Here is a 13072-nt window from a genome sequence, read left to right as displayed (position 1 = left end):
CGGGGTTCGATGCGACTTAGGGTGCTGGCGCTGGGGGCCGCGGTAGGTACGGCTGCAGCCGGCGCATCGATTGCGCAGCAAATGCCGGCGATCACCGTGGGCCAGCGTGTGCTGGAGTTCGGCGCGAGCGCCCAGGCCTTCTACGACAGCAACGTGGCGCGCGGCAGCGACGCGCTCGCGCGTCGGCGCGGCCTCGAAAAGGACGACACGACGTTCCGCCCCAGCGTGAGCGCGAACATCGTACAGCCCCTCGGCCAGCAGGCGGTGTTCCTGACGGGATCCGCGGGCTACGACTTTCACCGGAAGAACACGCGTCTCGATCGTGGGCGCGCCGATGTCACGGGGGGAGCCACAGGCCGGGTCGGTCCCTGTCAGCCGCTCATCACGGCCGGCTACCGCGCCGGGCAGAGCGACCTGGCAGACGCCGACGACCTGACGGTGCGCAATCTGCAACAGTCGACCTCGGTCCAGACGGGGCTGACCTGCGGGCGTCCGATCGGGCCGGGACTCCAGGCCATGGTCGGCCGACAACAGGTCAAGAACTCCGCGGCCCTGCGCAAGACGTCCGACGCCGATACCGAGACCGCGAGCGTTTCGCTGACCTACACCCACCCCTCGCTGGGCCAGGCCGGGGTGATCTGGAACTACTCGGGCACCGAGTTCCCCAACCGCATCATCCCGGGGCGCCCGGTCGGCGACGGCTTCTTCACCTCGTCGTACGGGGTCTCCTACAGCCGCAATTTCGGGCCGCGCCTCACGGTGGACGGTCTGGCGCAACGCACGCAGGTCAAGCGCGAGTTCGCGCCGCCGGGCACCCCGCGCAAGTTCACGAGCACGACCTACGGCGCCAACGCCAAGTACAGGTTCGGCCAGAGGATCGAAGTCGAGGCGCACGCGCTGCGTCAGGTGAAGCCCTCAAATCGCCCTGAAAAGCTCTACGATGTCGTCACCAGCGGCGAGGTCCTTGCGAACTATCGGCTGGGCAGTCGGTACAAGATCAATTTGGGACATCGCATCGAGGATCTGGATTCGAACGCGGATCTGTCGGCCAGCGCGCGTCCGGTCGTGACGGCGTCGCGGACCAACACGACCTACGGCGGCGTGACCTATCGGCAAAGCGATAGGCTGTCGTTCATCTTCGATGTGCGACACGAACGCAGGAAGACCGACCTTCCAGATTTCAACTATTCTTCGAACCGTATCGGCATCACCGCCAACGTCGGATTCTAGGGGTTCATGAACGCATGATCGTCCGCACCATTTCCGTCCTGGTGACCGCCCTCTGCCTCGCGATGGGTGGGTCGGTTTCGGCCAACGCCCAGCCGGCGACAGCGGAAGCGAGCGGCGCGCCGCCGGTCGCCAGCGGCGTCGCCGACACCGGCTCGTCGGCCTATGTCCTCGGCCGCGACGATGTCGTCCAGATCGGACTGCTCGGCCGCACCGACTTCGGCGGGCGCGCGCGCGTCCAGGCCGACGGCACCGTCCAACTGCAGTTCGTCGGCAAGATCCCTGCCGCGGAGCGCACGACGGCCGAACTGGCCGAGAACGTGCGCAAGGCGCTGCAGGCCGGCGGATACTTCTCCGATCCTGTCGTGACGATCGAGGTCGTCGGATACGCCAGCCGCTACGTCACCGTGCTGGGCGCGGTCGGCTCGCCGGGCCTGGTGCCGATCAATCGGCCGTATCGGCTCTCCGAGATCATGGCGCGCGTCGGCGGGGCCCGCGACACCGGCGCCGACTACATCATGGTCCGGCCCGAGCGCGGCGAGGAGAAGCGCTACCTCATTCGGGACCTCGCGACGGGCGACCTTTCGCAGGACCCGTACGTGGCGGCCGGCGACAAGATCTACGTGCCCGCCGCCGAGACCTTCTACATCTATGGTCAGGTGAACTCGCCGGGGCAGTTCCCCATGGCGTCTGGGATGACGCTGCGCATGGCCATTGCGCGGGCCGGCGGCCTGGGCGAGTCGGGCTCGGACAAGAAGGCCGATATCACCCGCGCGGGCAAAAAGGTGAAGATCGGCCTCGATGAAGTCATCCAACCGGGTGACGTGATCGTAATCGGCGAGCGGCTCTTCTAGAAGCCGGATCGCGGAGAAGCTGCATGAGCATCATCCAATTCCTGAGGATCGTGTGGGCCTACCGGCTCATGATCCTCATTTCGACGGTGACGGTGTTCGTCATCGGCTTCGCGACGGTCGAGCTGGTGCAGCCGCGCTATGAAGCCCAGTCGCGGGTGATGCTCGACGTCATCAAGCCGGACCCCGTGACCGGGCAGGTGATGTCCACCGCGTTCTTGCGCGCCTACACAAAGACCCAGATCGAGCTGGTGAAGGATCAGCAGGTGGCGCGGCGCGTGGTCGAGGACCTGAAGTGGCGCAACAACCCGAACCTGATGAGGGAGTACAGGCAGCGTAACTCCAACCTCGATCTCGATTTCACGAAGTGGGCGGCCCAGAAGGTCGCGGCCGGCGCGGACGCCCAACTGATCCAGGGCAGCAACATCCTGGAGATCACGTACACGTCCTTCTCGCCCGAACAGGCCAAGAACGTCGCCGACGCGCTGCGAAAGGCTTACGTCGAGATGACCCTCGAATCCCGTCGCGCGTCTGCGCGGCGGAACGCCGAGTGGTACGAGGAGCAGGCGAACAAGGCGAAAGGCGTGTTGTTCAAGGCCGAGTCCGACAAGGCCAGCTTCGAGCGCGCGAGCGGCATCCTGCTCCAGGACGACAAGACCGACGTCGACGGAGCGCGCCTGGCCGCCCTGGCGTCGCAGGCGGGGGCCCCTGTGGTCGCTGCGCCGGCTCAGACGTCGCCAAGCGCCGCGGCGCTCGCCCAACTCGACGCCGAGATCGCGGAAGCCTCTCGGTCACTCGGACCGAACCACCCGACGCTGGTGGCGGCCAAGAACCGCCGCACCGTGCTGGCGGCGACGGTGGCTCGCGAGCAGAGCAGCCTTAACGCGGCAGCCGGCGCGGCGATCAGCGCCGCGCGCGCGACGAGCGGCATGCTCGAGGAGCAGAAGGGCAAGGTCCTCGCGCAGCGCGAGAAGGTCGAGCGCCTTCGCCTGATGCAAGATGAGATCAACCTGCGCCGCGACCAGTACAACAAGGCGCTCGTTCGCGCAGCCCAACTGCGGCAGGAGGCGGAAGTCCTGGAAGCCGGCGTCGTGCCGCTCGCCAACGCGATCACGCCGCAGTCGCCGGTGTTCCCGAAGAAGGGCCTGACCCTCGGCGCCTCCATTCCCGTCGGCGCCGGCCTCGGGGTCGTGATGGCCCTGCTCATCGAGCTCATCGGCCGCCGCGTGCGAAGTGCGCAGGACCTTCAGGCCGTCGTCAACGCGCCGGTGCTGGCGGTCATCCACAATCCCGCGCGCAAGCGCCGGCGGTTCGCCCTTCCGCAGCTTCTGCCGCGCGGGCGAGGTCTCCTCGGGCGTCCGGTGCGGGCATGAACGCGCCGGTTTCAGCAGGGGAATCGAGGGTGTCGAGGGCGGACGGAGCCGACCGGCTGGAGGGGCAGCAGTACGAGCTGTCGCCCGATCTGGTGACGCTTACGGAAGGCCGGCCGCATGAGGCCGAAGCCATCCGGACGATCCGCACGCACATGGTGGCGCGCCACCTGGAAGACGGCCGCCGCGGCCTCGCGTTCGTCGGAGCCACCCCCGGGGTGGGCTGCACCTTCACGGCGGTGAACCTCGCGGTGGCGCTGGCTCAGGCCGGCATCGCCACGTTGCTGATCGACGCCGACCTGCGCACGCCGCAGGTGGAGAATTTCATCCGACCAGGAACGGTGAAGCCGGGCCTCAAGGATTGCATCGCCGCCGACGACCGTCAGCTCAGCGACTACATCCACGCCGAGGTCATCCCGAACCTGTCGGTCATGTACTCGGGGGGCGCGGCGAGCAATCCGCAGGAGCTGCTGTCGCGCGAGTCGTTCAAGACGCTGATCGAGCGGTGTCTGCGCGACTTCGAGTTCACGATCATCGACACCACCGCCGCGAACGTCGGCGCCGACGAAATCCGCGTCGCCCGCATCGTGGGCTACGCGCTGATCGTGGCCAAGGCGCACACCTCGCGGATGAGCGATGTCGCCGAACTCGCCTCGCTGCTGCAGGAGGACGGAGCCCGCGTCATCGGTTCGGTCCTGAACGACCTCTGATGAGCGAAGCAGCCGTGGCTGAGGCAACACCGTCGAAGCCCTCCGGGGCAAGCTGGGCCGCGAACGCGCCTCTGCTGATCGCCAGCCTGATCCTGGCCGGCCCCACGCTCTACCGGCTTGGCGTCCAGGTCTGGAGCAAGGAAGTCGGCGCCCACGGTCCGATCGTCCTGGCGACCGGAGCATGGCTGCTCTGGCGCAACCTTCCCGCGATGCAAGCCCAAGCCAAGCCGGGGCTGACACCGGTCACCCTGCTGGGGGCGCTGGCGTCGCTGGCGATCTACGTCTTCGGGCGGGCCTACGACCTGATCAGCCTGGAGGCCGCTGGTCTCTATGGGTTCGGCCTGTGCATCCTCTACGATCGGTTCGGCTTGGGCGCGATGCTCAAGAACTGGTTTCCGATCCTGTACCTGGGCCTCCTGCTGCCGCTGCCGGGCTGGGCGCTCGACGAGTTTACCGCGCCTCTCAAGCTCATCGTGTCGGCGATGTCGTTCGGCATCGTCGAGCCCATGGGAATCCCGATTGTGCGAGAGGGCGTGACGATGACGGTGGGGCCGTATCAGCTCCTCGTCGAAGACGCGTGCTCGGGCCTCAATTCGCTGATCGGCCTCATCGCGATCACCACGTTCTACATCTACCTGCTGCGCAATGCGGGCTGGCGTTACTCGCTCTTCCTGGTGCTGCTGATCATTCCGATTGCGGTGTTCGCCAACGTGATCCGCATCGTCCTCCTGATCCTGCTCACCTATTTCTTCGGTGACGCCGTGGGACAGGGCTTCCTGCACGTGACGGCGGGGCTCTTCCTGTTCGCTTTGTCGCTGCTGCTGATGTTCCTCATCGACAGCGTCGCTTCGAGGATCTTGGGGATCAGGAGCCATGATGCGTCGGCGTGACCTGATTCTGAGCGGCATGGCCCTTGCCGGGCTCGGGACCGCCGAGGCGCTGCGTCCGAGGCGCAGACTGGTGCTGCTCAAGAAGGGCACGATGGATGAGGCGCTGCCACGCCAGTTCGGTGGCTGGGCGTCGGAAGAAGCGGCCCTGATAACGCCCGACATGGCGGGCCGTCTCGCAAAGACGCTCTACAGCGAGACGATCAGCCGGACATACTACAACGACGCCACCGGCGCCGGCGTGATGCTGCTCATCGCCTACGGCGACACGCAAAGCGATCTGCTCCAGTTGCATCGACCCGAGAGCTGCTATCCGGCCGTGGGCTATACTCTGCAGATGACGCGGTCGGCCGAACTGCCGGTGGGGTCGGGACTGATGCTGCCGGCGCGGCGGGTGGTCGCGACCACCGAGGACCGCACCGAGAGCATCCTCTACTGGACGCGACTGGGCGAACGGTTGCCCCAGAGCGCCGGCGACCAACGGACCGCGCGCCTGAAGAACGCGATGGAGGGCTACGTCGCCGACGGCGTCCTGGTGCGCTGCTCGACGCTTGGAGATGTGGACCAGGCATTCAAGATCCTCGATGGCTTCGTGCCGGAAATGCTGCGGGCGATCTCGCCGCAGGCCCGTCCCGCGTTCGTGGGCACGCGCATCGCCCGCGCGATCGCCTGAGGCGCCGCCGTGCCCCGGGTGAGCGTCGTCATTCCACACTACCAGGACCTCGGAGGCCTGGAGCTGTGCCTGGCGTCGCTCGATCGCCAGACCTTGCCACGCGACGAGTTCGAGATCGTCGTATCCGACAACAACTCGCCGGTGGGACTGGCCGCCGTGGAGGCCGTGATCCGCGGTCGCGCCAGGCTGGTCAGTTGCGCCGAGAAGGGCGCGGGTCCGAACCGCAACGCCGGCGTCGCATCGACGAGCGGCGGGATCCTGGCCTTCATCGACTCCGACTGCGTGGCAGAGCCGCAATGGCTCGAGAAGGGGCTCGAGGCGCTGGACCGCTTCGACCTGATCGGCGGGCGGGTGACCGTCCTGGTCGACGATCCGCAGCGCAAGTCGGCGGCCGAGGCGTTCGAGGCGGTCTTCGCCTTCGACTTCGATACCTACATCAACAAGAAGGGCTTCACCGGGGCCGGCAACATGATGTGCCCGCGTACGCTCTTCGACGCCGTCGGCGGCTTCTCGAACGGCGTCTCGGAGGACGTCGAATGGTCGCGCCGCGCGGTCGCGGCCGGGTTCACGCTGGGCTACGCGCCGGACGCCGTCGTGGGCCACCCCGCCCGGCGCACCTGGAGCGAACTCGAAGCCAAGTGGCGGCGGGTCAACGTCGAGTCCTTCCTGCTGCACAGACGGTCGGGCAAGCCGACGCTCGCCTGGCTCGCGCGTTGCGCGGCCCTGCCGGCGTCGGCCGTCGTGCATACCCCGAAGGTGCTGGCCGCGCGACAGTTGTCGTCGCTGCGCGAGCGGGCGCTGGCGTTGGGAATTCTCTACCGGCTGCGTCTGTGGCGGCTGGGGCATGGCTTGCAGTTGCCGTTCCGCGGGCTCGCCTGAGATGCACGTCGCCGTCGTCATCGTGGGCTTCCGGAATGCGCGCGACATCGCCGGCTGCCTGAAGGCGCTGGACGCCCAGACCTACGCCGACTTCGAGGTCGTGGTCTGCGAGAACGGCGGCCCGGCCGCGTTCGAGGCGCTGCAGGCCGCGGCGCCGAACACGCTCGCGGGCGGCCAGCCCGTGCGCCTCGTGCAGGCGTCGCACAATCTGGGGTACGCGGGCGGCATCAACCTCGCGATGGCGCAGGCGCCTGGCGCCGACGCCTGGTGGATGCTGAACCCGGACACCGAGGCCGAGCCCGGTGCGCTGGCGGCCCTCGCCGCCCGGCTGGCCCGGGGCGACTGCGAGGCGGTCGGCTGCACGCTCTATACCCCCGACGGTCGGGTGCAGGCCTACGGCGGGCGCTGGCAACGCCTGCTGGGGCGGGCGGTGTCGATCGGCCGGGGGCGGCTCGTGTCCGATCCGGTCGCCGCGGCCGAGGTCGAGCGCGCGCAGAATTTCATCAGCGGCGCGTCCGCCCTGATCGGCCGTCGGTTCTTCGAGGCCGTGGGCCCGATGCGCGAGGATTACTTCCTCTACTGCGAAGAGGTGGAGTGGTTCCTCCGCGGCGGCGCGCACGGGATGCGCCTGGGCTTCGCGCCGGACGCGCGTGTGCGCCATGACGCGGGCTCGACCACCGGCTCGAACCGGGCTTTCCGTGAGATGCCGAAGACGCCCATCTACCTGAACGAACGCAACCGGATCCTGCTGACCCGCGACCTGACGCCGGCGCTCGCGCCGGTGGTGGCGGCCGGTGCGGCGGGCGTGTTCCTGGCGCGGTACGGCCGGCGCGGCGCGTGGCGGCAACTCGGCTACGCCCTGGCGGGCTGGGCGGCCGGACTGCGCAATCGTCGCGGCTCCCCGGCGTGGATTCCCGCCCAGCCGGGCGCCTGAGGAAGGATCGAGGGATGGAAGCCTACTCTCTCCTGATGATCGCCGGCGCGATTGTCCTGGTGGTCGTCTGGGGCCTGATCAGCCAGCGCGCCTCCGACCGCCGCCTGGCTGCCGAAGCCCAGGCGAAGGCCGAGGCCGAAGCGGCGCTGGCCCCGCCGACACCCATGTCCTACCGGCCCGTTCCGCGCCGGATCGAGGTGGGCCGTTAGGCCTTTCGGGGCAGCAACCGGCGTCGCGCCATCGTAATCAGCTCGCCCAGCACCTCGCGTTCCATCCGCAGCACGACCGCTGCGACGACGAGGCCGCCGGCGCCGAAGGCCAGAGACAGGACGTAGTTCCCTGCCTGCAGGCTCCAGGCCGCGCCCGAGATCGCGGTGCAGCCGGCCAGGAACAAGGCAATGCGGATCAACTCGCGCCGCAGCGACAGCGCGCCTGCCCGCTGGAGCAGCCACAGCGCCACCAGCATCGCAACGATCTCGCCGCCGATGAAGCCGATCACGATCGCCTCCAGCGTGTGGAACTCCGCGTTCGCCAGCAATGCGATCGGTACGGCCACCATGCGCCCGACGTTGTTGAGCAGGATCACCATGCTGCGCCCGATGCCGTTGGCGATCGTGGTCGGCCACACGCGCAGGAAGCGGGCCGACTGCAGCGCGCCGATGAGGGCGAAGATCACAAGGGGTTGGGCGAAGCTCTTCCCGTAGAAGATCGGCGTGAAGATGGGCGCGACGAGGGCGAAACCCGCGGCGACGCCCAGGGCCATCAGTGTCGTGCGCCCTCCAAACCGGCTGGCTTCGCGCTGGAACCGCGCGGGCTCCCCGCGCGCCGCGGCGAGTTGAGGCAAGGCGGTCACCGCCAGGAACCGGATCAGCACGCCGGTGGGATAGTAGATCAGCAGGAGGATCGCGCTGTAGTGGCCGAGGGCCGTGGCGCCCAAGCTCGTGCCCACCAGCAGCCGATCGCCCTGCGATCCGATAAACAGCAGGAGACCGTTCAGGAAGAGGGGCGCCGCGAAGCGCGAGAAGCGTAGGCCTTCCTCGCGGTTCCAGGCCCAGCGGTAGGGCCGGGTCGCCGTGATGTGCGAGATGATGACCAGCAGCAGCGAGCGCACCACGAGGCCGTAGACCACCGAAGTGTGGTCGCGTGTGACGTAGGCGGCCGCCACGTTCGCGACCAGGCTGAGGACTTCGGAGACGATGATGCCGATGCTCTCGGGCCGGAAGTCGCCGTCGCGCTGAACGCGCCGGAAATCCAGATGGATGAAGCCGCCGATCAGGGGGGCCAGGCCCAGGGCCATGAGCGACCCCGCAAGTTGCGGTTCCCGGTAGAGCTGGGCCGCGAGACCGGAGAACAGCACCAGCGCCAGTCCGATGAGCAGGCCCCGCAGCGACAGGACGAACTGCACGAACCCCTGCATGCTCGGGGAATCGCCGCCGTCGTCCTGCACGAGGAAGCGGTCGCTGCCGGTGTCGCTGATGGCCTGGAAGAACTGCGACGTCAGGATCAGCATGGCCGCCAGGCCGAGTTCCTCGGCCCCGAGCAGGCGCGCCAGGATGATGAAGCGCAGCAGGGCGACGCCCTGGGCGACCATATTGGCCGCGAAGTAAGCCTTGACCCCCCGTCTCACGTCAGGTCAGCACTTGGGTTCGTCGATGCCGGCGCGCCCGCCCCACGAGGCGACAAAGTTGCCGCATCGCGCAACGTCGCCGCGCGTCCGGAGCTTGGCCTGGAACCGGGCTCCGTCGATCGTGGTGATCCTGTTGTTCCGGACTGTGGACTTCCGGGCGTCGACCAGGCTGATGCCGTTGGGACGCGAGACGTTCACCTCGTTGTTCTCGATGGTGATCCGGTCGAAGCCGCCGTCGTCGACGCCCTTGCGGACGTGGTTGAACATTCCGATGCCCTGGGTGGGGCCCTGCATCCGGTTGCCACGGATGACGACGTCGGACGTGGGCGGGAATTCGGGGCGCGACCAGAGCTGGATGCAATCGGGATGCTCGTCGCTGCGCACGCGCGTCGATTTGCAGCTATTGTTCTCGATCACGCCGTCCCAACTCTTCGACACCTGGAAGCCGTCCGAGCGCATCAGGCTGGAGGTGTTGTCCGCGACGCGGAAGCCTTTCACCCGGGTGATCACCACGCCGCTCCTGAAGCCGGTGAACTGGTTCTTCTCGACCGAGATGTCCTGGCCCACCACCACATGCAGGCCGTTGCCCTCGCCGTAGGCCCCTTCGGCGTGGCCAGGCCCGACGAACGTGGCGCCGGTCACCTTGATGTCCTTCGCGTCGTCGAAGCGGATCGCCGCGCCGAACACCTCCTGGCCGGTGTCCTTTCGCTGGCGCGGCTGGCCCAGGCGGAAGGCGCCGCCACGGATCGTGATTCCCTCGCTCTTGGTGACCTGCATGGCGACGATCGTCGCGGCCCGCGCGTCGAGCGTGAGTTCGGGGGCGAACGCCCGGCCGGCGATCCGGAAGTCGGCGTAGGTGCCGGGGCCCATCACGATGACATCGCCACCCTTCGCCTCGCTCACGACCTTCGCGAAGGTCGCGGGGGTCGCGTTGCGGACGGCCGCCAGCGCAGGCGTCGTCGGCGCCGCGATCACCAGGGCCGCAAACGCCGCGCCCAGCACCTTCCCGCCCAGAGCCTGCATTCGCCGCCACCGACTTGCGTTGAACCCGGGCGCGCCCCGATCCGCCCCCTTGCGATCGACAGTATCGGACATCCGGCGGCCTCACCATACGCGGCAGACCCGTGGGGCTTACCCCACGAAGATGCTGCTTCCAAGCAGGCTCGTCATGGAGACGCCCACCAGCACCACCTGGCCCGCCGACATCTGGATTACGGTGTCGGCGCCGTCCTGGATCACCGAGAAGGTCGTTCCGGGGTCGAGTTGCACGCGGTCGCCCTGGACGACGCTGAAGTCGAGCACGCGGTCCACGCCCGCGTCGGACGAGGAGTGGAAGATGTCGGCGCCGCCGCCGCCGGTCATGGTGTCGTCGCCGCGATCGCCCGAGACGAAGTCGGCGCCCGCGCCGCCCGCAAGCGTGTCGTTCCCCTGGCCCCCGCGCACGGTGTCGGCGCCGGATCCCCCGTCGCAGGTGTCGTCGCCGAGGTTGCCGTAGACGAGATCGCCGCCGTCGCCGCCGATCACCAGGTCGTTGTCCTTGCCGCCGACCACCCAGTCGTCCGACGGGCCGCCGTCGATGGTGTCGGCGCCCATGTTGCCGTTGATGTCGTCGAAGTCGGCGCCGCCGACGATGACGTCGTCGCCCTCGTCGCCGCGCAGGTAGTTGGCGCCGCCGGGATCGACCAGGGTGTCGGCGCCGAGACCGCCGAAGACGTCGTCGTCGCCGTCGCCGCCGTCGAGGAAATCGGCGCCCGCGCCGCCTGTCATCGTGTCGGCCCCGGCGAAGGCGCGCAGGCGATCGTCGAAGTTCGAGCCGGCGAAGCTGTCGTTGCCGGCGAACAGGCCGGCCTTGGCCGACGCGTTGTCGCCCGCGAGCACCCAGTCGCGGAACCGGGCCGCGGACTGGTCGAGGCCCGCGATGTCGTAGACCGTGCCGGCGTCGGCGCCGACGATGATGCGGTTGATGACCCCGGCCGTGGGCGGGCCGGCGGCGGCAAAGGCGAAGCCGGACCCGAACATCTGGGTCGAGACGCCGCCGAGCGTGAGGCCGATCGAGGTGGGCGTGGCGCCGGAGACCGGCGCGAGCGCCAGGGGCCCCAGGTCCAGGATGTCGAAGTCGACGCCGACGACGCCGGCCGTGAACGTGGCCATGACCACCCCCTGATCGCGCCGATGTCAGGCCTTCGACGCGGAGACGCGAATTTTCCGTCCGACGGAGCGGAAATCGCAAGACGTGTAAGCCATCGTACCGACGGAGTCGTAGTAGCTTGTATGTGGACGTCGGGTCCACGAACAGCGAAGCTCGGGGCTGAGGGGCGTTGAGACTGGGGAGCGAGATGCCGCGCAGGGGCGTGCGCTGGCTGGGCGTTCTGGCCGCCGTGGTCGTGGCGTCGTGCAGTGGCGCGCGCGGCACGGGCGGCGCGGACGGCCCGCCGACGGCGGCGGAGGCGTCGCGGTTCCTCGCCCAGGCGACCTATGGCCCCACCGACGCGGCCATCAGCCAGGTGCGGGCCGCCGGCTATTCGCAGTGGATCGACCAGCAGATGGTGACGCCGGCGCCGCGATCGCACCTGGGCGACATGGACACGACCCTCGCGGAACTGCGGCTGACCAATCCCGGCGCGACGCTGAACCCGCCCGACTTCTACGCCTCGTACTGGCGCCAGGCGGTGACCGGCCCCGACCAGCTTCGCCAGCGGATGAAGCTGGCGCTGTCGGAAATCTTCGTGATCTCGCTGGTGGATTCCAACGTCGAGTTGCGCGGGGCCAGCTCGTACTACGACATGCTGGGCCAGAACGCGTTCGGCAACTTCCGCACGCTGCTGGAGCAGGTGACGCTGCATCCGATGATGGGCGTCTACCTGACCTGGCTGGGCAACCAGAAGGAAGATCCGGCGACCGGCCGCAATCCGGACGAGAACTACGCCCGCGAGGTCATGCAACTGATGACGATCGGGGTCAGCCAACTGAACCCGGACGGCACGGTGCGGACCGACGTCTCCGGGCGCCCGCTGCCGACCTATACCGCCGCCGACATCAGCGGGCTGGCCAAGGTGTTCACCGGCTACAGCTACTACGCGCCTACGCCCAACGCCGGGACCTTCCGGGGTGGCAGCCGCCAGACCAACGACGCCACCGTGCGCTCGATGATCCCCTATCCGCAGTTCCACTCGACGAGCGCCAAGAGCTTCCTGGGGGTGACGATCCCGGAAAGCACGACGCCGGACCCGCAGGGCGACCTGAAGATCGCGCTCGACACCCTGTTCAACCACCCGAACGTCGGGCCGTTCATCGGCCGGCAACTGATCCAGCGGCTGGTCACCAGCAACCCGAGTCCGCAGTACGTCGGACGGGTGGCGGCGGTGTTCAACAACAACGGCAAGGGCGTGCGCGGCGACATGGCGGCCGTGGTCCGCGCGATCCTGCTCGACCCCGAGGCGCGGGCCGTGGGCAACGGCGTCAACGACGGCAAGCTGCGCGAGCCGGTGGTGCGCCTGGCCAACTGGGCGCGGGCGTTCGGCGCCGCCTCGGCCAGCGGCGACTGGGCGATCACGTCCACCAGCGGCAACACCTCGCTCGGCCAGTCGGCGCTGACGGCGCCGTCGGTGTTCAACTTCTTCCGGCCGGGCTATTCGCCGCCCAACACGCGGGTCGGCGACGCCGGGCTGGTGGCGCCGGAGGCCCAGATCGTCGACGAGGTGACCGTCGCCGGCTACCTGAACACCATGCAGTCGGCGATCGACGGCGGCATCGGCACGTCGCGCGACGTGCGCTCGGCGTATGCCGCCGAGATCGCGGTGGCGAGCGACGCCAACGCCCTGGTCGACCGGATGGACCTCCTGCTGCTGAACGGCCGAATGTCGCCGGGCCTGCGCGGCCGCATCGCCGGCGCGGTGGGGGCGATCAACGTGTCG

At 68.8% G+C, this 13072-nt stretch carries 13 protein-coding genes; 10 read left to right on the top strand and 3 right to left on the bottom strand.

Annotation, left to right across the window (positions count from 1 at the left end; genetic code table 11):
- Positions 1-21: 21 nt before the first annotated feature.
- The 9 genes from JNL41_RS09580 (at position 22) to JNL41_RS09540 (ending at position 7740) form a co-directional block, all read left to right on the top strand.
- On the top strand, positions 22-1230 hold the full coding sequence (locus tag JNL41_RS09580) for a hypothetical protein (RefSeq protein ID WP_293474360.1): 1209 nt from the start codon (positions 22-24) through the stop codon (positions 1228-1230).
- 14 nt (positions 1231-1244) lie between these two features.
- Complete coding sequence (locus tag JNL41_RS09575) at positions 1245-2081, top strand: SLBB domain-containing protein (protein WP_293474358.1); 837 nt, start codon at positions 1245-1247, stop codon at positions 2079-2081.
- Between the two features lie 158 nt (positions 2082-2239).
- The gene (locus JNL41_RS09570) at positions 2240-3451 is read left to right on the top strand and encodes a hypothetical protein (protein WP_293474356.1); all 1212 of its coding nucleotides are present in this window, start codon (positions 2240-2242) and stop codon (positions 3449-3451) included.
- 29 nt (positions 3452-3480) lie between these two features.
- Positions 3481-4158, top strand: a complete 678-nt coding sequence (locus JNL41_RS09565; RefSeq protein WP_293474354.1) for a CpsD/CapB family tyrosine-protein kinase — start codon at positions 3481-3483, stop codon at positions 4156-4158.
- Positions 4158-5048, top strand: coding sequence for an exosortase V (xrtV, locus tag JNL41_RS09560; protein WP_293474352.1), 891 nt, complete (start codon positions 4158-4160; stop codon positions 5046-5048). Before JNL41_RS09565 ends, xrtV begins: the two co-directional genes overlap by 1 nt.
- Entirely contained in the window at positions 5032-5718 is a 687-nt protein-coding gene (gene epsI, locus JNL41_RS09555; protein ID WP_293474350.1) for an exosortase-associated protein EpsI, V-type, read from the top strand. Before xrtV ends, epsI begins: the two co-directional genes overlap by 17 nt.
- Positions 5719-5727: 9 nt before the next feature.
- Positions 5728-6597, top strand: coding sequence for a glycosyltransferase (locus JNL41_RS09550; protein WP_293474348.1), 870 nt, complete (start codon positions 5728-5730; stop codon positions 6595-6597).
- A 1-nt stretch (position 6598) separates the two neighbouring features.
- Entirely contained in the window at positions 6599-7531 is a 933-nt protein-coding gene (locus tag JNL41_RS09545; RefSeq protein ID WP_293474346.1) for a glycosyltransferase family 2 protein, read from the top strand.
- A 14-nt stretch (positions 7532-7545) separates the two neighbouring features.
- Positions 7546-7740, top strand: coding sequence for a hypothetical protein (locus JNL41_RS09540; protein WP_293474344.1), 195 nt, complete (start codon positions 7546-7548; stop codon positions 7738-7740).
- Here the strand turns inward: JNL41_RS09540 and JNL41_RS09535 are convergent.
- The 3 genes from JNL41_RS09535 to JNL41_RS09525 all read right to left on the bottom strand — a co-directional run bounded on the left by JNL41_RS09535 (position 7737) and on the right by JNL41_RS09525 (position 11309).
- Positions 7737-9158, bottom strand: coding sequence for an oligosaccharide flippase family protein (locus tag JNL41_RS09535; RefSeq protein WP_293474342.1), 1422 nt, complete (start codon positions 9156-9158; stop codon positions 7737-7739). The two genes, JNL41_RS09540 and JNL41_RS09535, sit on opposite strands and share 4 nt — an antisense overlap.
- Before the next feature lie 6 nt (positions 9159-9164).
- Complete coding sequence (locus tag JNL41_RS09530; protein WP_293474341.1) at positions 9165-10181, bottom strand: right-handed parallel beta-helix repeat-containing protein; 1017 nt, start codon at positions 10179-10181, stop codon at positions 9165-9167.
- A 108-nt stretch (positions 10182-10289) separates the two neighbouring features.
- Positions 10290-11309 (bottom strand): calcium-binding protein, encoded by a 1020-nt coding sequence (locus JNL41_RS09525; RefSeq protein WP_293474339.1) that lies wholly within the window; start codon positions 11307-11309, stop codon positions 10290-10292.
- Between the two features lie 185 nt (positions 11310-11494).
- Between JNL41_RS09525 and JNL41_RS09520 the strand changes: the two genes are divergently transcribed.
- A partial coding sequence (locus JNL41_RS09520) for a DUF1800 domain-containing protein (RefSeq protein WP_293474337.1) occupies positions 11495-13072 on the top strand: 1578 nt, incomplete at its 3' end.

Source organism: Phenylobacterium sp., assembly GCF_016793285.1.
Lineage (GTDB): Bacteria > Pseudomonadota > Alphaproteobacteria > Caulobacterales > Caulobacteraceae > Phenylobacterium.
Note: the sequence above shows the minus strand (reverse complement) of the source record. Positions and strands in the feature narration are given on the sequence as shown.

Coding starts and splice junctions, on each gene's coding strand:
- JNL41_RS09575 (WP_293474358.1), top strand. CDS start 1,245: ATGATCGTCCGCACCATTTCCGTCCTGGTGACCGCCCTCTGCCTCGCG.
- JNL41_RS09570 (WP_293474356.1), top strand. CDS start 2,240: ATGCTCGACGTCATCAAGCCGGACCCCGTGACCGGGCAGGTGATGTCC.
- xrtV (WP_293474352.1), top strand. CDS start 4,158: ATGAGCGAAGCAGCCGTGGCTGAGGCAACACCGTCGAAGCCCTCCGGG.
- epsI (WP_293474350.1), top strand. CDS start 5,032: ATGATGCGTCGGCGTGACCTGATTCTGAGCGGCATGGCCCTTGCCGGG.
- JNL41_RS09545 (WP_293474346.1), top strand. CDS start 6,599: ATGCACGTCGCCGTCGTCATCGTGGGCTTCCGGAATGCGCGCGACATC.
- JNL41_RS09540 (WP_293474344.1), top strand. CDS start 7,546: ATGGAAGCCTACTCTCTCCTGATGATCGCCGGCGCGATTGTCCTGGTG.
- JNL41_RS09530 (WP_293474341.1), bottom strand. CDS start 10,181: ATGCAGGCTCTGGGCGGGAAGGTGCTGGGCGCGGCGTTTGCGGCCCTG.
- JNL41_RS09525 (WP_293474339.1), bottom strand. CDS start 11,309: ATGGCCACGTTCACGGCCGGCGTCGTCGGCGTCGACTTCGACATCCTG.